This is a genomic window from Mesorhizobium sp. RCC_202, assembly GCF_041355295.1.
Taxonomy (GTDB): Bacteria; Pseudomonadota; Alphaproteobacteria; order Rhizobiales; family Rhizobiaceae; genus Mesorhizobium.
In genome coordinates this window covers 270,011-289,737 of sequence record NZ_JBFUPO010000003.1, presented here as the reverse complement: position 1 = coordinate 289,737, position 19,727 = coordinate 270,011, and the positions used below count along the sequence as shown (strand labels likewise).

19 protein-coding genes are annotated in these 19,727 nt (G+C 65.3%); 11 read left to right on the top strand and 8 right to left on the bottom strand.

Translation table 11 applies throughout. The features are described from left to right. The first annotated feature begins 146 nt into the window (after positions 1-146). On the top strand, positions 147-449 hold the full coding sequence (locus tag AB6802_RS08740) for a hypothetical protein (RefSeq protein ID WP_371009660.1): 303 nt from the start codon (positions 147-149) through the stop codon (positions 447-449). Between the two features lie 161 nt (positions 450-610). Here AB6802_RS08740 and AB6802_RS08735 read toward each other — a convergent pair whose 3' ends face one another. Next, positions 611-1,030 (bottom strand): VOC family protein, encoded by a 420-nt coding sequence (locus AB6802_RS08735; protein ID WP_371009659.1) that lies wholly within the window; start codon positions 1,028-1,030, stop codon positions 611-613. A gap of 261 nt (positions 1,031-1,291) precedes the next feature. Between AB6802_RS08735 and AB6802_RS08730 the strand changes: the two genes are divergently transcribed. Genes AB6802_RS08730 through AB6802_RS08720 form a run of 3 tightly spaced genes read left to right on the top strand, consistent with a single transcriptional unit; the run spans position 1,292 to position 4,050 of the window. After that, positions 1,292-2,500 (top strand): MFS transporter, encoded by a 1,209-nt coding sequence (locus AB6802_RS08730; protein ID WP_371009658.1) that lies wholly within the window; start codon positions 1,292-1,294, stop codon positions 2,498-2,500. 29 nt (positions 2,501-2,529) lie between these two features. Then, positions 2,530-3,276 (top strand): ankyrin repeat domain-containing protein, encoded by a 747-nt coding sequence (locus tag AB6802_RS08725; RefSeq protein ID WP_371009657.1) that lies wholly within the window; start codon positions 2,530-2,532, stop codon positions 3,274-3,276. A gap of 60 nt (positions 3,277-3,336) precedes the next feature. Then, a complete protein-coding gene (locus AB6802_RS08720; RefSeq protein ID WP_371009656.1) occupies positions 3,337-4,050 on the top strand; it encodes a hypothetical protein in 714 nt (237 codons plus the stop codon). Positions 4,051-4,101: 51 nt separating this feature from the next. Here AB6802_RS08720 and AB6802_RS08715 read toward each other — a convergent pair whose 3' ends face one another. Then, complete coding sequence (locus AB6802_RS08715) at positions 4,102-6,333, bottom strand: cation:proton antiporter (protein ID WP_371009964.1); 2,232 nt, start codon at positions 6,331-6,333, stop codon at positions 4,102-4,104. 233 nt (positions 6,334-6,566) lie between these two features. Here AB6802_RS08715 and AB6802_RS08710 point away from each other — a divergent pair, with 233 nt between their 5' ends. From AB6802_RS08710 to AB6802_RS08700, 3 genes are all read left to right on the top strand, one after another. After that, positions 6,567-6,773 (top strand): hypothetical protein, encoded by a 207-nt coding sequence (locus AB6802_RS08710; protein ID WP_371009655.1) that lies wholly within the window; start codon positions 6,567-6,569, stop codon positions 6,771-6,773. Between the two features lie 106 nt (positions 6,774-6,879). After that, positions 6,880-7,665 (top strand): DUF2270 domain-containing protein, encoded by a 786-nt coding sequence (locus AB6802_RS08705; RefSeq protein ID WP_371009654.1) that lies wholly within the window; start codon positions 6,880-6,882, stop codon positions 7,663-7,665. 267 nt (positions 7,666-7,932) lie between these two features. After that, positions 7,933-8,232, top strand: coding sequence for a hypothetical protein (locus AB6802_RS08700; protein ID WP_371009653.1), 300 nt, complete (start codon positions 7,933-7,935; stop codon positions 8,230-8,232). Between the two features lie 77 nt (positions 8,233-8,309). On the opposite strand, the gene AB6802_RS08695 is transcribed toward AB6802_RS08700, so the two are convergent. The 5 genes from AB6802_RS08695 to AB6802_RS08675 all read right to left on the bottom strand — a co-directional run bounded on the left by AB6802_RS08695 (position 8,310) and on the right by AB6802_RS08675 (position 13,879). Continuing rightward, positions 8,310-9,455, bottom strand: coding sequence for a substrate-binding domain-containing protein (locus AB6802_RS08695; protein WP_371009652.1), 1,146 nt, complete (start codon positions 9,453-9,455; stop codon positions 8,310-8,312). Positions 9,456-9,515: 60 nt separating this feature from the next. Continuing rightward, positions 9,516-10,499, bottom strand: coding sequence for an ABC transporter permease (locus AB6802_RS08690; RefSeq protein WP_371009651.1), 984 nt, complete (start codon positions 10,497-10,499; stop codon positions 9,516-9,518). Then, the gene (locus AB6802_RS08685; protein ID WP_371009649.1) at positions 10,496-12,061 is read right to left on the bottom strand and encodes a sugar ABC transporter ATP-binding protein; all 1,566 of its coding nucleotides are present in this window, start codon (positions 12,059-12,061) and stop codon (positions 10,496-10,498) included. Before AB6802_RS08685 ends, AB6802_RS08690 begins: the two co-directional genes overlap by 4 nt. 117 nt (positions 12,062-12,178) lie before the next feature. Beyond that, a complete protein-coding gene (locus AB6802_RS08680) occupies positions 12,179-12,910 on the bottom strand; it encodes a DeoR family transcriptional regulator (RefSeq protein ID WP_371009647.1) in 732 nt (243 codons plus the stop codon). Positions 12,911-13,048: 138 nt separating this feature from the next. Beyond that, positions 13,049-13,879, bottom strand: a complete 831-nt coding sequence (locus tag AB6802_RS08675) for an aldo/keto reductase (protein ID WP_371009646.1) — start codon at positions 13,877-13,879, stop codon at positions 13,049-13,051. A 201-nt stretch (positions 13,880-14,080) separates the two neighbouring features. Here AB6802_RS08675 and AB6802_RS08670 point away from each other — a divergent pair, with 201 nt between their 5' ends. Further along, positions 14,081-14,677, top strand: a complete 597-nt coding sequence (locus tag AB6802_RS08670; RefSeq protein ID WP_371009645.1) for a dihydrofolate reductase family protein — start codon at positions 14,081-14,083, stop codon at positions 14,675-14,677. A 108-nt stretch (positions 14,678-14,785) separates the two neighbouring features. On the opposite strand, the gene AB6802_RS08665 is transcribed toward AB6802_RS08670, so the two are convergent. Further along, on the bottom strand, positions 14,786-15,373 hold the full coding sequence (locus AB6802_RS08665; RefSeq protein ID WP_371009963.1) for a TetR/AcrR family transcriptional regulator: 588 nt from the start codon (positions 15,371-15,373) through the stop codon (positions 14,786-14,788). Positions 15,374-15,877: 504 nt separating this feature from the next. Between AB6802_RS08665 and AB6802_RS08660 the strand changes: the two genes are divergently transcribed. Genes AB6802_RS08660 through AB6802_RS08650 form a run of 3 tightly spaced genes read left to right on the top strand, consistent with a single transcriptional unit; the run spans position 15,878 to position 19,649 of the window. Beyond that, entirely contained in the window at positions 15,878-16,378 is a 501-nt protein-coding gene (locus AB6802_RS08660) for a (2Fe-2S)-binding protein (protein ID WP_371009644.1), read from the top strand. Next, positions 16,375-17,358, top strand: coding sequence for a xanthine dehydrogenase family protein subunit M (locus tag AB6802_RS08655; protein WP_371009642.1), 984 nt, complete (start codon positions 16,375-16,377; stop codon positions 17,356-17,358). Before AB6802_RS08660 ends, AB6802_RS08655 begins: the two co-directional genes overlap by 4 nt. Then, positions 17,355-19,649, top strand: a complete 2,295-nt coding sequence (locus tag AB6802_RS08650) for a xanthine dehydrogenase family protein molybdopterin-binding subunit (RefSeq protein ID WP_371009641.1) — start codon at positions 17,355-17,357, stop codon at positions 19,647-19,649. The genes AB6802_RS08655 and AB6802_RS08650 overlap by 4 nt, the downstream gene beginning before the upstream one ends. The last annotated feature ends 78 nt before the right edge of the window (positions 19,650-19,727 follow it).

Below are 19,727 nucleotides of genomic sequence, written 5' to 3'. Positions count from 1 at the left end.
CCTGCCAGCGGTCTTGAGTGCTTTCAACCGCGGCGGACGCAAAATACTACAAATGCAGGATCCAAAACACCGCATGTGGCCGATTCCCGCGCGGGACGGACCGGTGCAAGCTTCCAATCGGTAGCGATCAACCGAAGGAGATTTCCATGCGCCGTTTCTCCATAGCGATGGCCTGTGCAATTCTGAGCTTGCCCGCCGCTGGACGGGCCGCGTTCGCCGACGAATGCCGGCAGCTGTCGGAGGCGAATGTCAAGATTGCGAGCATGCGCCAATATGCCGACATCCTCACCAGCGCCGCCCGCAAGGGCTGGACCTACGCGCCGGCGGTTATCGACAGCGGCTCGAAGCGGCATTTCGAGGAGATGAAGCTACAACTGACCGCCGCCGGCTTCGAGATTGTGCCTGTCGGTGTCCAGCAGCGATGCTCCCACGACGTAGCAAGCAAATAGGGGATGCGGCGCCCTCCTCTCGCCCTGTGTGGGAGAGACGTCACGCCGTGCCGCGCCTGAAGCGCGTCGCGCTGAAACGGATTCAGACGACGCGCTTTTAAGTCTTTGTTTTGACGCATGTCGTCGTCCCGGAACCGCTGCACGCCTCTGGGCGACATGCATTAGAAACTGATCTCCACCGCCGCGGCGCTACGCCCGGCCTCGCCATGGAACACCGCCTCGATGTTGTTGCCGTCGGGGTCGAGCAGGAAGCAGGCATAGTAGCCGGGGTGGTAGTGGCGCTCGCCCGGCGCGCCATTGTCCTTACCCCCGGCGGCGAGGCCCGCCTGGTAGAAAGCATCGACCATGGCGCGGTCCTTGGCCTGGAAGGCGAGATGGTGGCGGCCGGTGAGCACGCCGAGCGCGGCGCGGCTGTCGGCGCTGGAGATGAACAATTCGTCGGCCCAGAAATAATCCTGCGCCTCGCCGCCGATCGGAATGCCCAGCACCTCGAAGATGGCGCCGTAAAAGCGCCGGCTGGCCTGCAGGTCGCGCACCACAAGCTGGACGTGATCGATGAGCCGGCCGCGGTAGAGTTGCATGGGATGCTCCTGATCGAGCGGATCAATTTAGAGGGGGGATGTGCCGGGTCAATGTGGGGTGCAATTGTTTGCTGACAGGCTGGAAGGTGGGGGGCAGCGCCTTTGCGGGCGCCAGCCAGATATTTCCCCGCAAAAATCCGGATAAAAAATGCAACCGGATTGTAGGATCGACTCCCGCACCGCCGTCCTGCGGACGTTAGCGGCATGGTGAACCTGGAAAAACCGTGCCGCGTCAAACTGGATGCCTTCGGGAGAAGAACCATGAACCGTTCCTATCGCTGGGTGATCGTCGCGGCGGGCGCGCTGATGACCTGTGTGGCGCTCGGCGCCATGTTTTCGCTGGCGATCTTTCTGGAGCCGATGTCGCTCGATACCAACTGGTCGCGCACCGGAATCTCCAGCGCCATGACCTTGAACTTTCTGGTGATGGGCCTCGGCGGTTTCGCCTGGGGCGCCATCTACGACCGGGTCGGCGCGCGGCCCGTGGTGCTTGCCGGCGCCGTGCTGCTCGGGCTGTCGCTGGTGGTGGCGAGCCGCGCCTCATCGCTCCTCGTCTTCCAGCTCAGCTATGGCGTCATCGTCGGACTGGCGGCCAGCGCTTTCTTCGCGCCGATGATCGCGCTGACCACCGCCTGGTTCGACACCAACCGCAGCCTCGCCGTATCGCTGGTCTCGGCCGGCATGGGGGTGGCGCCGATGACGATCTCGCCCTTCGCGCGCTGGCTGATCTCGGCCTATGAGTGGCGCACCGCCATGTTCGACATCGGCATCATGGCCTGGGTGCTTCTGCTGCCAGCCGTCTTCCTGGTGCGCCAGCCGCCGGCGGCGGCCGCGGCCAGCGACGGCGCTCCGGCGCCCGCCACCGACGATCCCGGCATGAGTGTGGCCCAAGCGCTGCGCTCGCCGCAATTCATCGTGCTGGGCCTCACCTTTTTCGCCTGCTGCGCGGCCCATTCCGGCCCGATCTTCCACATGGTGAGCTATGCCATGTCGTGCGGCGTGGCGCCGATGGCGGCGGTGTCGATCTACAGCGTCGAGGGTCTGGCCGGTCTCGGCGGACGCATCCTCTACGGCATCGCCGGCGATCGCCTCGGCGTCAAGCCGGTGCTGGTCACCGGTCTCGCCATCCAGGCGCTGGTGATCGCGGCTTACCTCGCGGTCGGCAATCTCGAGCAGTTCTACCTTCTGGCCGTCATCTTCGGCGCCACCTATGGCGGCGTCATGCCGCTCTACGCGGTGCTGGCGCGCGAATATTTCGGCCTGCGCATCATCGGCACCATACTTGGCGCCGCCACCATGCTTTCCAGCCTCGGCATGTCGTTCGGCCCGCTCGCGGGCGGCATGATCTACGACGCCTATGCCAGCTATCACTGGCTGTTCATCGGCTCGGCGCTGATCGGCCTCGGTGCTGCCGGCATAGCGATCGCGTTTCCGCCGCAGCCTAGCCGGCAGCGGCTGCGGGCGGCGTAGAAACAGCTGATCTCCCCCACAAGGGGGAGATGGGCAGCTCCATCGAATCGAAAATCCGTTGCCGGAGGCCGGCGAGTGTGAAACGCTCTGCCACATGGCCGGCGGCGCGCCGGCGCGATCCTTGGTCCGGGAGCATCGCAGTGACGGCAAGCTTGGGCGCCGAAGACCCCATGGGTTGGTCCGACCTGCAGATCGCGGCGGAGAAAGGCGACGCCGAGGCTGTGCGGGCGGCGCTCGCGGCTGGGGCGGACATCAACCAGGCCGACGAAGACGGCTGGTCGGCGCTGCATCTCGCCGCCCACAATGCACGCATCGCGGCGCTCGAAACCCTGATCGCGGACCCTGCGATCGACGTCAATTCCAGGAACAAATGGAAGAGCACGCCCCTGAGCCTGGCCGCCGCCAAGGGCCATTACGACTGCATCCAGGCACTAGTGCGGCACCCCCAGATCGATATCAACGCCCGCGCCGACTATTATGGCCGTACGGCGCTGATCGAAGCGGCAAGGACCGGGCGCCTCGATGCCGTCAGGCTGCTGGTCGAGCATGGCGCCGACGTCAATGCGGCCGACAAGACGGGGCGAAACAGCGCCCTCATTGAGGCGATCAAGGGGCGGCACTTCGCGGTGGCGGGGTATCTGCTTGAAACCAGGAAAGTAAACTTCCTCAACAAGGACATGCGGCTCAACGCCCTGATCTGGGCCGGCAGCACCCGCAATGGCGAGCTGATCGAGAAACTGGACGCCGCCATCCACGGCTTTTTCGAGGGCAAGTGAGGCGCGACGTGTTCGCTCATGTCGCAGTTCTAATCCACGCTGGCTAAACGACTGAACGCAATGGCCTTGATTGAACAGGACGCGATGAGCGAGGCGGAAAAGACCGCTAGAGACGAAGCCGCCGCCGACGCGAAGGCCTGTCTCGATTCCGCCGTTTCGACGCTGACCCTTCCGGTGCCGCTGTTGATGGGCATCGGCTTCGCCGCCTATTCGCTGGCGACAAAACCCACCCCTTCGGAGGAAGCAAAAGTCTCGCTTGCCGGGGTCGACGTGCCGCTGGCGATCGCCGTGGTGTTCGTCATGTCGCTGAACGGGTTGTTCTTGCTGCATATTGCCCGGATGGTCTCGCTGCTGCATGCGGCATGGCTGCAAAACTCGACCAGAGCGGCCGTGGCCAAGGTGCTGCTGCATCAGCCTGACATGTTGAACCCGTTCGCCGGCGCGGCGTCATTCCGCAACGGCTTTCCAGGCCCGATCCCATGGCTGCTCGGCCTTGTGCCAAAACTCGCGGCCGGCGCCCTCATCGGGCTTTGCGTCATGTTCCTGGTCTCGGTCGGCGACCATTGGCCGGCCGCGGGCGGCACATGGTTCACGATCGCTGTGTTGTTCGCCGTGGCCGTGCACGCGCTGGGCGTGGCGGGGATGATCTTCACGTTGCCCTGGCTGGTCGTCGACCTCAGCGGCTGGAAATCTCTGGTCCCGCTAACACTCGGCCTGGCGCTCGGCATGTTGGCGGCATGGCGGTTCGATATCGCGATCGGCACGCCGATCTAGCCGGCATTCGAAGCTGCCGATCTCGCCCGCAAGTCAGATCGGCCAGCCGCCCTACCCAGCACCCGTTCCCGTGCGCACCGCCTCGCGGTCGCTTTCGTCGCGGCGCAGGCGCTCGTCGGAGATCAGCACCACCGGGCACGGGCTGCGCTGCAGGACGGCCGTCGTCGTCTCGCCGAAGATGAGCTCCTCGCCCTGGCGCCTGGCCACGCCCATGACGATCAATGCCGCGTTCCTGCCGGCCTGGCGGGCGATGGCATCCGCGGCGGCGGCCCTCGAGCGGATCGCGGTTTCGATCTCGACGCCGTAGCGATCGGCAAGCGCCACGATGTCCTTCAGCACCGCCTCCCGGCGACGATGCGAGACGGTGTCGCGCGGCTCGTCGCGGCCGGCGCGCGCGACATAAAGCATCTTGACCGGTGCGCCGGTGACGGCGGCGATGGCCAGAGCCAGTTCGGCGCCGCGGCGGGCAACCGCCGTGCCATTGACCGGCACCAGGATCTTGCCCGACTGCGGACCGAGCCGGGGAACCTGCCGGCCGGCCGATGCCGGCTTCAGCACCAGGCAGAGCGGTCCGTCGAAGGCGCCGGCGACCTCGTTCAACCGGTGCGAGAACCCCCCTTTGGCGGTGACCGCGCGGCCGAGGCCGACCAGCAGCATGCCATAGCCCTTGCGTGCTTCCTTGGCGACGCCTTCGGCCGACAGCACGTCATGCTGACGCCGGGTGACAGGCGCCTCGCGGGCGGGCGTCTCGTCGGATTTCCTGGCCGCCTCGCGGCTGTCCTCGGCGCCCTTCTCGATCTCGTCCAGATGCAGGCCCTCGGTCGGTTCGGCGTCGATCTCGCCGCTCGAATGCAGCACCGTCGTCGGCTTGCCGGCGCCGATGACGCCGGCAAGGTAGGCGGCGAAGCGACCGACGACGCCCTCGTCGACCACCACCAGCAGCCGCTCGAGATTGGCGACGAAACCGCGCTGGTCGATGTCCTCGCGCTCCAGGCGCTTCTTCTCCTGCTCGGCCATCGGCAGACGGCGCAACGCCCAGCGCAGCGTCGGCGGCATTGCCAGGGTGGTGATGACGGCCATGGTGACGATCATGGTGAAGAGGTTGTGCGACAGCACGCCCATCGACAGGCCGATGGAGGCGACGATGACTTCGGTGGAACCACGCGCATTCATGCCGCAGCCGACCGCGATGCCTTCGGCGCGGCTCATGCCGGCGACCTCGGCGCCAATGAAGGCGCCGCCGAACTTGCCGACGCTGGCGATGACCACCAGCGCCACGGTGAGCAGCGCCAGCTGCGGATCGGTCAGAACGGTGAGGTCGGCCGACAGGCCGGCGACGCCGAAAAACACCGGCATGAAGAGCGCGGTGATAATCCCACGCAATTGCCCTTCGATGTGGCGCGACAGGATCGGCGATTCACCGACCAGTATACCGGCGACGAAGGCGCCGAGCACCGTGTGGACGCGGATCAGGTCGGTGATCAGGGCCATGGCGCCCATGATGGCGAGGATGACGGTGATGACTGCATATTCGGAACGGAAAGTGTCGTTGGTCCAGCGGATGGCGTCGAAGACGATGCGGCGTCCAAGCGTGAAGGAAAACGCCATGAAGGCGGCGACGCCAAGAATGGTGAAGGCCAGGCTGCCGATCTCGACCTTGCCCTTGGTGGCGATGCCGATGGTGATGGCGATGATGACCCAGCCGATCGTGTCCTCGATGATGGCCGAGGAGACGATGACCTGGCCGAGGTCGCGACGCATGAAATTCATGTCGCGCACCACCATGGCGACGATCTTGACCGAGGAAATGGACAGCGCCGTGCCGAGGAACAGCCCGGCGACGATGCGTTCGCTGCCGGCCGCAAGCAGCGTGTCCGGCATGAACAACGCGGCAATGAAGCCGAGCACGAAAGGCACCGCCACGCCGGCGGCGGAGATCGAGAAACAGGCACGGCCGACGCGGCGCACGAGCCTGAGGTCCGTTTCCATGCCGGTGAGCAGCAGGAGCATCAGCACACCGAGCTGGGCGACGGCGTTGATCATCGACTTTTGCGACGGATCGTCGGCAAAGACCAGCCGCTCGGCCGCCGGCCAGAGCCAGCCGAGCAGCGAGGGCCCAAGCAGGATGCCGCCGATCAGCTGACCCATCACCGCCGGCTGGCCGAGACTTTCCAGTATCTCGCCGATGCCGCGACCGACGACCAGAAGCAGGATGAGCTCGAGCACGAAAACGCCTTCGGCGGACATCCCGGTTTTTCCGGCGGCGAAGGCGACGGCGGGCATCAAGAGAAGCGCGATGGCGGCAGAAGCGACCGACCAGCGCCGACTGAGTATGTTAGACAAGCCATCTCCCCTCGATTTCGGGTCATAAACGGTTTGGCCGGCCGTTCGGTTGCACGACGTCGAGGCGTCCCGCATCCCCTAAAATTCTAATCAAATGCCGTCGCCCTTGTTTGCTTCCCGGTAAAGCGACTCGACGATGTTGCCAGCCAAGGCGGGGCAATAAGGAGAAGCTAATGAAAAGCGACTTTGCCGCCGCCCATCTGCATCTGGATCGGGCCTGCCACTATTTGCGCGGCGACGACGAAGTGAGCCGCGCCGCCCTTGCCGCGCTCGACCTGGTGATCGAGGCGGTCGCGGCCGCTCAGTATGCCCGTCCGACAGCGGACGTGGTGCCGTTTCCCCGCCCGTCGAAGGGCCCGCTGCCACCCCTTGCCTCCTGACTTATCCGCCTGAAAAGGCGGGAACATTTTGCTCTTCCGCACGTTGATGGTCTGGGGCGTGGCCGGTGTGTTTCAACCGGCCACGGCGGGAGGCGCGTGGCGGCAAATGGCCCAGACGAAATCCGCGAAGTCAACCAAGACGACAGCACCTGTTACGTCTACCGGGGCGGCTACACCGGCAACATCCACCGAGGCGGCAGCGCCGCCGCGGGCCTCCGATACGCTGGCGCTGAAACTCACCTCCGCCGAATTCACCACCACGCTGTCGCATTTCCACCGCGCCGAGATCGCGCGCATGGCCGGCTGGCGCGACCGGCTCGACCGCACCAGCAATTGGGCGATCACCGTGGTGGCGGCGATGCTTTCGGTGTCGCTGTCGACGCCGAGCGCGCATCACGGCGTGCTGCTCTTCGCCATGCTTTTGATCACGCTGCTGTTGTGGATCGAGGCGCGACGCTATCGCTTCTTCGACGTTTACCGTGCCCGCGTGCGCCAGTTCGAGCGCTATTATTTCGCGCAGGTGTTTTCGCCGCAGCCCGACTACGCCTCGAACTGGCTGGCCATTGTCGGCGAAGGCCTGCGCTCGCCGCGTTTCCTGATCACGCAGCGGGCGGCGCTGATCCGGCGGCTCAGGCGCAACTACATCTTCATGTACACGATCCTGATGCTTGCCTGGGTGCTGAAGATCACCACGCCAAGCCTGACCCGCGACGGCTCGCCGCTCGGCTTGAGCGCCTCGCTCATCGATACGTTTCGGGTGGCGACTCTCGGCCCCATCCCGGGTGTCGTCGTGGTGTGCGGCGTGGTGCTCTGCTATCTGGCGCTCGTCGCCGCCGCCTTCCTGGTGCGCGCCGACGATGGCGAGCTCTCGTTCGGCGACGTGCATGTGTGAGGGAGCAGTGAGTGGTCGGTAGTGAGTAGTGAAATGGGGACACCGCGCGAAAGCGGGCATCCCCAGCCTCCTGCCTATTCACTATTCACTATTCACTATTCACTACTCACCACTCACTCCTCACTCCCGCAGCTCCACACGATATTCTCCCTCCGGCGCCAAGTTCCGGTTGACCCCTTCCTGTGGCGCGGCGACTATCGTCGCGGCAGGCGGTTCACGCTTTGAATCACCGAGCCGGCCCAAGTAGCTGTTTTTGGAGGACATCGCATGGACGACACCGACCAATGGCGCAACATGGCGAGCGCGCCGCGGGACGGCAGCCGCATCCTGGTGACGGTGCGCTCGTCCGAACAGGGACCGGCCGAGGTCGACATGGCGTATTGGTCGCGCGCCGACCAGTTCGGCCCGGAGGGCTGGCGGGCTTCCGATTCCTCGCCCGGCCGCATCGTCGAATATGCCGAGCCGGAGCTCAGGTGCTGGATGGCGCTGCCGTCGGCCGGCCGCGCGTCGCTACCGAGCCCTTGGGAAGGCGACGACGTGTCGTTGCTCGACGGCTCGGGAATCTGACGCGGATTTTTCAGCTTTGATAATCTCACCATGGACACGAGGCCAGCGTGCCCATGGCGAAACATTTAGAATTGCTTCTAGTTGCAGGCCGGCTTGGCGGCGTTGCAGGCATCGACCAGCTCGGCCGGCGGATCCTTGTGGAAGACGGTCTTGTAGGATTCCAGCACGTTCGACTGCACCACCGGCAGCGACTGCACCCCGACCCAGGCCGGCGTCGGCTGACCGATCAGCGCCTTCATCATGGCCAGCGCCTCGGCCACGCCCTGGTCATAGGGACGCTGCGAGCCGGTCGCCTTGAGCGGACCACCCTTGGCGATCTCGATCGCCGATTGCAGGCCGAGATCGACCGTGGTGATCGGGATATCGATGCTCTGCGCGCGCATCGACGACAGCGTGTCCAGCGCCGGCTGGTCCCAGACTGCGAACACGCCCTTGACGTCGGGATTGCCGGTGAGGAAGTCGCCGGCGATCTGCGACACTTTCGAAGGATCGGTGAAGTCGACCTGCTTCAGGACGATATCGGGCCGGTTCTTCTTCATCCACTCGCTGACGCCTTTGGTGCGCTCGTTGGTGGAAAAATAGTCGACGCCGAAATTGACCAGCCCGATCGTGCCGCCCTTGGGCATGCAGGACGCCAGGATCGTTGCCGCGATCTGGCCATTGCCCTGGCTGTCGGCCGAGATCATCGAGGCAAAATCCTTCGGCGATGAGAGGCCAACCGGAATAGAGTCCATGAACACCAGCTTGATGCCGGCCTCGCCCACCTTCTTGTAGGTCGGCGCGGTGGCGGTGAAATCGACCGGGATCGAGATGATGCCGTCCGGATGCTGCTGTATGGTGTTCTCGATATCGGCGATCTGCTTGTCGACCTGATATTCGGCTGACGCCACGCCGGTGACGGTGACGCCATATTTGGCCAGCGTTTCGCTGATGCCCGCCACCTGCAGCTGCGACCAGTCGAGGTTCACCGTCTGCATGGAAATGCCGACCTTGAACTTGCCGGCCTTGACCTTGGCGGCCTCGTCGTCGGTTAGCTTCAATTCATCCGGCGAGGCTGCCTTCTCGCCATGCGGACCTTGCCCGACGATGCCTTTGGGCCCGAGCGTGGCCAGATCGACGCTCTTGACGCAGCCTTCGGCGGTCTGCGCCATGGATATCGATGTCGAAAGGGCGATCGCGCTGACGGCGATGCCGATGGAACCCAGTACAGCAAACTTCTTCATGATTCTCCTCCGTTTGGTTGTTTGACGTCCCTGCTGAATGCTTTGCCGCCCCCCTCGCCCCTACCTCCTTGTGAATGCGACGGCGGCGACGATGATTGCTCCCTTGATGACGAGTTGCAGCGAGGAACTGACGCCGAGCAGCACCAGTCCGTTGTTGAGCGTGCCGATGATCAGGCTGCCGAGCAGCGTGCCGAGCACGAAGCCACGCCCGCCGAACAGGCTGCAGCCGCCGAGGATGACCGAGGCGATGACATCGAGCTCCATGCCCTGGACGACGTCCGGACGCGCGGCATGCGAGCGCGCCGACAGGATGAGCGAGGCAAGCCCGGCCAGCGTGCCGGTGATGACGAAGGCCAGCGTCGTCACTTGGCGGATATGGACGCCGGAATAAAGCGCGGCGGTCGGGTTGCCGCCGGCGGCGTAGATGCGCCGTCCGTAGACGCTGTAATGCAGGAGCAGGATGCCGCCGACGGTGACCGTCAGCGTCCACAGGATCGGCGCCGGCACGCCGAGCACCGAGCCCTCGCCGAAAATCTTGAAGTAGTATTCGTTGGTGATGATCACCGGCTTGGTGTTGGTCACCATCAGCGCCAGACCGCGCGCGGCGCTGAGCGAGCCGAGCGTGACCAGGAAGGACGGGATTTCCAGCCTGGTCGTCAGCAGCCCGTTGATCAGCCCGATCAGCGCGCCCGTCGCCAGCCCGGCCAGCGCGCCGAAGGCCCAGTTGTTGAAGACGAAACTCATGGCCAGCGATGCCGCCATGCCCGACAGCGCCAGCGTCGAGGCGACCGAAAGGTCGATTTGTCTGGCGATGATGACGAAGGTCATGCCGACGGCAATGATCGAGACCAGCGCCGTCTGCCGGCCGATGTTGAGGAAGTTGTCGATCGACAGGAACCATGGCGAGGCCAGGCTGAAGACGACCAGCATGATGAGGAAGGCGACGTAGAGCATATAGGGCCGCTCGCCCTTGATGAGATGCTGGAGCAGCGAGCGCCCCTGGCTGGGCGGGGCCGGCTGGGCGGCGGTTTGGATATCGCTCATGCGGCGTGCTCTTCAAAAGACTGCGAAAGCTGGATCAGATGGTGGAGGTCCTCGGCGCTGCCGATTTCGACGCGGGCGATCGTCTTGACGATGTGTCCGTCGACGACGATCGAGACGCGGTCGCAAAGCTGCACCAATTCAGGCAGGTCGGACGAGACCATCAGCACGCCGCTGCCGGCGGCCGCGGCGGCGCGGATGACGCCGTAGATCTCCTCGCGCGCGCCGACATCGACGCCGACCGTCGGCTCGTCGAGCAGCAGCACGCGCGGCACCGGCTGGTTCCATTTGCCGAACACCACCTTCTGCTGGTTGCCGCCGGACAGGTTCTTGACCGCGGTGGCGGCGTTCGGCGCGCGCACGCGCAGACGCTGCATGGCCTTGTCCGCCTGCTCGGCCGCCGGCCGCCGCTCAAGCCACCCCATGCGCGAGAAATGCGGCAGCCTCGGCAGCGTCAAATTGCGCTCGATCGAGTGCTCCAGCACCAGGCCTTGCACCTGCCTGTCCTCCGGCACCAGCGCGATGCCGCGCGCGATGGCGGTCGCCGGATCGACACCCACAAGCGACTTGCCGTCGAGGCTCGCCTCCCCCGTCACGACCGGACGCAGGCCGAAGATCGTCTGCAGGATTTCCGTGCGGCCGCTGCCGATCAGGCCAGCCAGGCCATGGATCTCGCCGGCGCGCAATTCGAGATCGGCGCGGTCGAGGCGGTCGTTGGAAACGCCGGCGAGCCGCAGCACCGTTTCGCGCGGCTGATGTGACGGGGCGACATCGCCGGCTTCTGTCACCGGCGCCTTCAACACCGCATGGTCGGGACCGACGATGGCGCCGACGAGCTGGCGCATATTGGTGTCGGCGGTGACGAAAGTGCCGGCGTTCTGGCCGTCGCGGAACACGGTGACGCGGTTGGAGATGCGGAACACCTCGTTCAGCCTGTGGGTGACATAGATGACGCCGACGCCGCGCGCGGCGGCCTTGCGGATCGCGTCGAACAGGATGCGCTCTTCGTCGTCGGTCAGCGCCGATGTCGGCTCGTCGAGGATCAGCAGCCGCACGTCGCCCATCAACGCTTTGCAGATCTCGGTCATCTGCCGGTAGGCGAAAGGCAGCGAGCCGACCATGGCGCGCGCGTCGAGCGCGATGTTTTGCGCGTGCAGGAAGGCTTGCGCCTGGGCGAGCAATTGCCGTTTGCGCAGGAAGCCGAAGCGATTGCGCGGCTCGCGGCCGAGCAAAAGATTGTCGGCCACCGACAGCGATTCCACCAGGCTCAGATCCTGATAGACGACGGCGACGCCGGCCTCGCGCGACTGCGCCGGCGAGGAGAAACTGGCGGGCTTGCCGTCGATCTCGATCAGGCCGCCGTCATGGCCCTGCACGCCGCTCAGTATCTTGATCAGCGTCGACTTGCCGGCGCCGTTCTCGCCGAGCAGCGCATGCACCTCGCCGGGCAGCACCGACAGGTCGACGCCGCGCAGCGCAATGACGCCGCCAAAGCGCTTGCGAACACCCTCGACGCGAAGCAAAGGAGCCGCGGGCAATGGCGAAGTCGAACCCGGTTCGGTCATGAGGCCCGTGTTTCCTCCTCCGGCGCCCCGGCACGCCGACTCTACCCCTTGAGACTTTTCTTACTTTTTTTGTGACTTTTCCATCAGGCCGGCGAAATGTCAAATCGCCATCGTGCCTCAAAGAGCGTCCGGAGCGACCTCGCCATGCTCGGTGATGATGGCGTCGAAGGCGCCGACCGGCGCGAAGTAGGCACGCTTGAGCTTGCCGAATTTGCTGGAGTCGGCGACGAGGAAATTCTCGCGCGCCAGCCCCATCACCTTCTGCTTCACCACTGCCTCGTGGAAATGCTCGCAGGTCGCGCCGCGCTCGGCGTCGATGCCGGCGGCGGACAGGAAGGCGGCGTTGATGCCGACAGTGCTCAATATGTCGAAGTCATGCGTGCCGGAAAAGGACGCCGATGCGGGATGGTAGACACCGCCCAGCATGATGGTGGTGACATTGGCCTTGCGGGTCAGGCGCTCCGCCACGTTCATGGCGTAACATATTGCGGTTATTTGATAATTATCCGGCAAAAGGTCGACGAGATGAACCAGCGTCGTGCCGCAGTCGATGAAGATCGTCTCGTCGGGGCGGATCCTGCGCACCGCGTTGAGGCACGCCGCGCGCTTGGCCGCGGCATGGCTGTCGGCAGCGGTGGCCAGTTCGTAGGGAATATCGGCATCGATCCCGGCCGCTGCCAGTATATGGCCGCCGAGATAGGCGATCTGGTCCTGGTTGGTGGCGATGTCGCGGCGCACCGTCATCTCGGAAACGCCAAGCAGGCTGGCGGCCTCGCTGAGATGGATGACACGCCGCTCCGACAGCAGGTGCATCAACCTTGCCGTCCTCTCCGCCTTGCGAGCCGTCATCCGCCAAGCCTGTCGATCACATTAAAATGTGAGGAATGTAACAGGCGGTGTGACTGGCTTGCAAGCCGGGGATCGACGAGTGCCGATGGTTAGGCAGCCAATCTCCCCTTGTGGGGAAGATTGGCAGTTTCATACGCCTCAGAACAAAAACGCAGCCGTGGCCGGATCCGGCCCTGTCCTGCCGTCACGCGCATCCATCGCCAGGATGGTCTGCATATCCTCGCCATCCAGCTCGAAACCGAACACATCGAAATTGCCGGCGATGCGGTCCTGGTTGACCGATTTCGGGATGACGATCAGCCCTTCCTGGAGATGCCAGCGGATGATCACCTGCGCCACCGACTTGCCGTGCTTCTTCGCCAGCTTCTCCAGCACCGGATCGGCGAGCAGCCGGCCGCTGCCCAGCGGGCTCCAGCTCTCGATATGGATGTTGTGCTTCTTGTGGAATTCGCGCTTGTCGCGCTGCTGGAAGCGTGGATGCAATTCGATCTGATTGACGACGGGCGTCACGCCGGTCTCGCCGATGATGCGCTCCAGATGGTCCTGGTTGAAGTTCGACACGCCGACCGACTTGATGCGGCCGGCCTTCTGCAATTCGACCAGCGCCTTCCACGCCTCGACATATTTGTCTTGGGCAGGCACCGGCCAGTGGATGAGAAAGAGGTCGATCCGGTCGATGCCGAGCTTTTGCATCGTATCGTCGAAAGCGCGCAGCGCCGCGTCGCGCTGATGGGCGCCGTTGCGCAGTTTCGAGGTGATGAACAGCTCGCTCCTCGGCACGCCGGCGGAACGGATCGCCTCGCCGACGCCTTCCTCGTTGCGATAGCCCTCGGCGGTGTCGATCAGCCGGTAGCCGGCACCGATCCCCCAGCGCACCACCTTGGCCGTGATGTCCGGATCGACCTGCCACACGCCAAGCCCGATCTGCGGAATGGTTGAGCCGTCGTTGAGTGTCAGCTGTTCAGGCATTGGGGAATCCTTGTGCGAGGGTGGGTGGTGCGGTCTATGTAGGCCGCATGACGGATAATGCGAGAGGATGACGGTGAAGAAGGTGGTGGAGCGCCGAAGCTGCTGATCTCCCCCCTGGTGGGGGAGATGTCCGGCAGGACAGAGGGGGGCGCCGTAGAGTAAAAGCGTCGGCGAAACCTGCCTCGGTCGAGTAGCTCCACCATGCCGCACACACCGCTACCGCCTCGACACCGCGACAACGCCAAATCGATGCGCAAGGTCATGACCAATGCCGAGCTGAAACTGTGGAATGAACTTCGTGCGCACCGGCTAATGGGACACATCGCCGACCGGCAGGGCCGCGATGTCGCCGTTGGGATCGATCCGCATGGCCGGCTGCATTACGGCCAGGACAATGCCGGCGGCGACCACATCATCGCGGTTATCGGCCAACAAGTTTCCGACGCCTATCTCGCCGAGCTGCAGGCCGACGGCGTCTCCTACCTTTTCGCAGGTGAAGACGGCACCGACCTTCACCAGGCGATGGATGTGCTGGGCGAGGCCTTCGGCATCGAGACGATCCTGCTCGAAGGCGGCGGCATCACCAACGGCACGTTTTTGAAAGCCGGGCTGATCGACGAGATCAGCCTGCTCGTCTATCCCGGCATCGACGGGCTGGCGGGTGTACCGAGCATCTTTGAATTCCTGGGCGCCGCCGACGACCGCCCGGCGGCCGGCAAGGCGCTTCGCCATTTCGGCACGGAGACGCTGGAAGGCGGCGTGGTGTGGCTGCGGTATGGGATGGAGGCGGCAGCGTAGCTAAGAGACCGATGGGTCCGATCGCCTGATCGGACTGAGACGCTGGCGGGACAGCGCCCCCCTCTGTCCTGCCGGACATCTCCCCCACGAGGGGGGAGATTGGCAGCTTCACCCCTTCGCCCCGAACCGCAACCCATCCATCAACAATTTCACCAGCCGTCCTGACCGGTCGCGCCAGTCGGGCGTGTTGGGGGCGGAGTAGATGCCGCCGAGCGCATGCATGACATCCGAGGCGTCGACATCGGCGCGGATTTTTCCCGCGGCGGCTGCAGCTTCGATCAGGCTGCGCATGGCGCCGGAGACACGGCCCGATGTGTCGGAGAACAGCGTCGAGTTTGTGGTGAGCAGCAGCCGCAGGCTGGTGGCCAGGCCGCGCTTGGTGGCGATGTAGTCGACGAAGCGCTGCATCCACAGCTCCAGCGCGACATCGGCCGGGTGCTCACGCGCAAGCTCCTCGGCGGCGTGGCAGAGGCCCTCGACCTCGCGGCGATAGACCACTTCGACCAGATGTTCGCGGGTCGGGAAATGGCGGTAGAGCGTGCCGATGCCGACCCCTGCCCTTTTGGCGATCTCTTCCAGCGAGGCATCGACGCCGTCGGCGGCAAAAGTCTGCGCCGCCACCTCGACGAGCTTGTCGCGGTTGCGCTGCGCGTCGGCGCGCATTGCCTTTGGCGCCGGCGCTTCGCGCGTTGTCATTTCCTGGTCGGACACTTTTTTCTCCACCAAGGCAATATGGGGGGTTGAACCACGACTGGCCAGACCCCAGTTAAATAAACGGAGGCACCTCCGTTTTAGTGGAGTGCTTTTATCATATAACCAGGGGAAGCGGTATGTCACCTGTTGAAGGACGAAAAGCTTGCCTTGGCCGCTGGAGCGGGGCTGGAGCGCTGGAACTGCTGATCTCCCCCCTCGTGGGGGAGATGGCCGGCAGGCCAGAGGGGGGCGCTGTCCCGCCGACGTTTCAATCTGTAACGAGTGCTTCGTTCTCGGCGCTTTCCGCTAAACCGCAGAAACTACAAGCGCCTCGTTCCTTCGCGCCCCCCTCTGCGCTGCCGGGCTTCTCCCCCACGAGGGGGGAGATTGGCAGCTTCGCCGCCGGCGCCCTCCCCCAAATCCAACCCTTGATCCAACCCTTGCCCCTCACTTCCCAAGCCCCATTTCCATCCGCTTAAGCGTCCAGCAATTGGAGCCCGACGCCTCATGAACGACCAAGTCACCATCAGCCCGACCACGCTTTCCCTAACCCTCACCATCAACGGCGAGTCGCACGCACTCGACATCGAGCCGCGCGTCACGCTGCTCGACGCCCTGCGCGAGCGGCTCAATCTCACCGGCACCAAGAAAGGCTGCGACCAGGGCCAGTGCGGCGCCTGCACCGTGCATGTCGACGGTGAGCGCGTGCTCGCCTGCCTGACGCTCGCCGCCCAGGTCGAGGGCCGCTCCATCACCACCATCGAGGGGCTGGCCGGCGAAGACGGCACGCTTCATGCCGTGCAGGCCGCGTTCCTCGAACAGGATGCTTTCCAGTGCGGCTATTGCACGCCGGGACAGATCATGTCGGCGGTGGCCTGCATCCGCGAAGGGCATGCCGGTTCCGACGACGAGATCCGCGAATATATGGCCGGCAATCTGTGCCGCTGCGGTGCCTATCCGCACATTGTCGCCGCCGTCCGCCAGGCCGCGAAGGAGCTCAGCGCATGAGAGACTTTTCCTACCTTCGCGCCGACACCATCGAGGCCGCGCGCAATGCCTCGGCGCTGCCCGGCGCCATGCTGCTGGCCGGCGGCACGACGCTGGTCGATCTCGCCAAATGCGGCGTCGCCGAACCCTCGACGGTCATCGACATCAGCCATATCGATGGTCTCGACGCCATCGACGTCACCACCGAGCGCGCCATGATCGGCGCGCTGGCCAAGATGAGCCATGTCGCCGACAACGCCGAGGTGAAGAGCCATTTCCCGGCGGTCTCCGAGGCGCTCTGGCAGGCGGCCTCGGCCCAGCTGCGCAACATGGCGACCATCGGCGGCAACCTCATGCAGCGCACGCGTTGCCCTTATTTCCGCGACCCCGCAAATTTCCCGGCCTGCAATAAACGCTCGCCAGGCAGCGGCTGCTCGGCGATCGGCGGCGTCACGCGCGGCCATGCCGTGCTCGGGACCAGCGAAGCCTGCATCGCCACCTATCCGGGCGACCTGGCAATAGCTCTTGTCGCCTTCGACGCCGTGGTGCATCTGGGCGAACGCAGCTTGAAGGTCGAGGACTTCTTCCTGGCGCCCGGTGCCACCGCCGAGCGCGAGCATGACATCCGTCCCGGCGAGGTGATCACGGCGATCGAAATCCCTGGTTCGGCCGCAGCCAGGCGCTCGACCTACATCAAGGTGCGCGACCGCCAGTCCTATGAATTCGCCGCTGCAAGTGCCGCCGTCGGGCTGGAGCTCGAAGCCGATGGCCGCACCATCCGCGACATCCGCGTCGCGCTTGGCGGCGTCGCCACGAAACCGTGGCGGGCGCGCGCCGTCGAGGACGCGCTGAAGGGCAAGCCGCTCGACGAGGCCAACATCCGCAAGGCAAGCGAGCTCGCCGTGGAGGGCGCCGTCGACCATGGCGCCAACCATTACAAAATTGCGCTGGCGCCGCGCGTCGTCGCGCGCGCCATCCTCAAATTGGGAGAGACGGCATGACCGTTCATGACATGAAACATGCAGGCTCCGACAGCGCGCGCCTCGAAGCGGTCGGCGGACGGCTGTCGCGCGTCGACGGGCCGGCCAAGATCACGGGTGCGGCGAAGTACGCCTTCGAGCAGCGGCTGGACGGCCTGACGCATGCGGTGCTGGTCGGCGCGACGATTGCCGCCGGCAAAGTGACGGCGATCGACGCACGCGCCGCCGAGACCGCGCCGGGTGTGCTTTTGGTGCTGACGCCCGACACGATCATGGAACTCAAGGGCGCGTCGGACTGGCTGGGCAATCCGCCGGCGCTGTCGACCTACGCGCCGCTCGCCCGCACCGTCACCTTTTCAGGCCAGCACATCGCGGCCGTGGTCGCAGAAACCTTCGAGCAGGCGGTCGCCGCGGCGGCGCTGGTCAAGGTGACCTACGAGGAGACGCCGGCGATCGTCGACCTCAGCGACCGCAAGGCCGGCGACGGCATACAAATCGACATGATGACCAAGGAATGGGGCGACGCGCAAGCCGCGTTTGCCGCGGCGCCCGTGCGCGTCTGCGCCGCCTACAACACGCCGCGCGAATTCCAGGTGGCGATGGAGCCGCATGGGCTGATCGCGCGCTGGCAAGGTGACGAGCTGACCATCTGGGAGCCGAGCCAGTGGCTCGACGGGATGGCGCGCACCTATGCCGAATGGTTCGGCATTCCCTTCGAGAAGGTGCGGCTGGTGTCGCCCTATATCGGCGGCGGTTTCGGTTCGAAGGCGCTGGCGCTCGCGCATAGCGCGGTGGCGGCGGCGGCGGCCAAGATGCTGAACCGGCCGGTCAAGCTGGTGCTCAACCGGCCGCAGAATTTCACCTCCTATGGCGGCCGCGCCGCGACCCGCCAGACGGTGACGATCGGCGCGGACAAAGACGGCAAGATCCAGTCGATCGTGCATCGCGGCGTCAACGAGACGTCGGTCGACGGCATGTGGGTCGAGCCGCTCGGATCCGTCACCTCGATCATGTATGCCACGCCCAACTTCTCGTCGAAGCAGAATGTCGTGCGGGTGAACACCGTGGTGCCGGGGGCAAAGCGTGCGCCGGGTGAGAACCCGAGCGCCTTCGGCATCGAATGCGCCATCGACGAGCTTGCCCACGAGCTTGGCATGGATCCGCTGCAGGTCCGGTTGATCAACTATGCCGAACAGGACCCGCAGGTGAACAAGCCGTGGTCGACGCGCCAGTTGCGCGAGGCGTTCGCCGCCGGCGCGGAAGCCTTCGGCTGGGCAAGGCGCTCGCATGCGCCGCGCTCGATGCGCGACGGCCACCAGCTCATCGGCTGGGGCATGGCGGCCGGCACCTATCCGGTGCGGCGCGCCCATGGCGAGGCGGTGGTGAAAATCCTGGCCGACGGTTCGGTCGAGGTCGAAAGCTCTTCGATCGACATGGGCCAGGGCACCTACACGATCCTGGCGCAGACCGCGGCCGACACGCTCGGCGTGCCGGTGGAGCAGGTGTCGGTCAAGCTCGGCGATTCGAACTTTGCCCGCGCCGGTGTCGCCGGCGGCTCGCGGCTTGCCGGTGTCATGACCGGCGCCGTCTACAAGGCGGCCGGCCTGGCGCTCGACGAGCTGATCGGGCTCGCGCTGTCCGACCCGCGCTCGCCCTTCCAGAAGGTCCGGGACAACACGCTTGTGGTGAAGGATGGCCGTATCGCATCGCCACGCGGCGACGGGCCGGAACTGTCGATCGCCGAGCTGATGCAAGCCGTCGGCCGCGACCGCATCGAGGCCAAGGGCGACAGCTTGCCGACGAGCACGACGCCGGAGGAGCGCTACAAGAACTACACCACCATCGCCATGTCGATCCCGCACACCGAGGGCAATTACTCGCGCCATTCCTGGTGTGCGCATTTCGTCGAGGTCCGGGTCGATGAGGATTTCGGCACGGTGCGCGTGTCGCGCGTGGTCTCGGCGCTGGATTCCGGCCGGCTCTACAATCCGAAGCTGGCGGAGAGCCAGTGGAAGGGCGGCATCATCATGGGCATCGGCCAGGCGCTGCTCGAGGAAGGCATCGTCGACCGCCGCCACGGCCGCGTCGTCAACGGCAATCTCGCCGACTACATGCTGCCGACCAATGCCGACATCCCCGATATCCAGACGATCTCGGTCGGCATCCCGGATCCGCATTCCTCGGCGCTCGGCGGCAAGGGCGTCGGCGAACTCGCCATCGTCGGCATCGCGCCGGCGATCGCCAATGCGGTGTTCCACGCGACGGGCAAAAGGGTGCGGGATCTGCCGATCACGCTGGAGAAATTGATCTGAGGGTGGCGCGAGCCACCCCTCTGCCGTGCCGGGCATCTCCCCCACCATAAAGGGGAGATAGCCAGCTCCGCCTTCTTC

Coding starts and splice junctions, on each gene's coding strand:
- AB6802_RS08685 (WP_371009649.1), bottom strand. CDS start 12,061: ATGACCGAACCGGGTTCGACTTCGCCATTGCCCGCGGCTCCTTTGCTT.
- AB6802_RS08710 (WP_371009655.1), top strand. CDS start 6,567: ATGAAAAGCGACTTTGCCGCCGCCCATCTGCATCTGGATCGGGCCTGC.
- AB6802_RS08730 (WP_371009658.1), top strand. CDS start 1,292: ATGAACCGTTCCTATCGCTGGGTGATCGTCGCGGCGGGCGCGCTGATG.
- AB6802_RS08660 (WP_371009644.1), top strand. CDS start 15,878: ATGAACGACCAAGTCACCATCAGCCCGACCACGCTTTCCCTAACCCTC.
- AB6802_RS08700 (WP_371009653.1), top strand. CDS start 7,933: ATGGACGACACCGACCAATGGCGCAACATGGCGAGCGCGCCGCGGGAC.
- AB6802_RS08650 (WP_371009641.1), top strand. CDS start 17,355: ATGACCGTTCATGACATGAAACATGCAGGCTCCGACAGCGCGCGCCTC.
- AB6802_RS08675 (WP_371009646.1), bottom strand. CDS start 13,879: ATGCCTGAACAGCTGACACTCAACGACGGCTCAACCATTCCGCAGATC.
- AB6802_RS08715 (WP_371009964.1), bottom strand. CDS start 6,333: ATGCCCGCCGTCGCCTTCGCCGCCGGAAAAACCGGGATGTCCGCCGAA.
- AB6802_RS08740 (WP_371009660.1), top strand. CDS start 147: ATGCGCCGTTTCTCCATAGCGATGGCCTGTGCAATTCTGAGCTTGCCC.
- AB6802_RS08735 (WP_371009659.1), bottom strand. CDS start 1,030: ATGCAACTCTACCGCGGCCGGCTCATCGATCACGTCCAGCTTGTGGTG.
- AB6802_RS08705 (WP_371009654.1), top strand. CDS start 6,880: ATGGCCCAGACGAAATCCGCGAAGTCAACCAAGACGACAGCACCTGTT.
- AB6802_RS08670 (WP_371009645.1), top strand. CDS start 14,081: ATGCCGCACACACCGCTACCGCCTCGACACCGCGACAACGCCAAATCG.
- AB6802_RS08725 (WP_371009657.1), top strand. CDS start 2,530: ATGGGCAGCTCCATCGAATCGAAAATCCGTTGCCGGAGGCCGGCGAGT.
- AB6802_RS08665 (WP_371009963.1), bottom strand. CDS start 15,373: ATGACAACGCGCGAAGCGCCGGCGCCAAAGGCAATGCGCGCCGACGCG.
- AB6802_RS08680 (WP_371009647.1), bottom strand. CDS start 12,910: ATGACGGCTCGCAAGGCGGAGAGGACGGCAAGGTTGATGCACCTGCTG.
- AB6802_RS08690 (WP_371009651.1), bottom strand. CDS start 10,499: ATGAGCGATATCCAAACCGCCGCCCAGCCGGCCCCGCCCAGCCAGGGG.
- AB6802_RS08695 (WP_371009652.1), bottom strand. CDS start 9,455: ATGAAGAAGTTTGCTGTACTGGGTTCCATCGGCATCGCCGTCAGCGCG.
- AB6802_RS08655 (WP_371009642.1), top strand. CDS start 16,375: ATGAGAGACTTTTCCTACCTTCGCGCCGACACCATCGAGGCCGCGCGC.
- AB6802_RS08720 (WP_371009656.1), top strand. CDS start 3,337: ATGGCCTTGATTGAACAGGACGCGATGAGCGAGGCGGAAAAGACCGCT.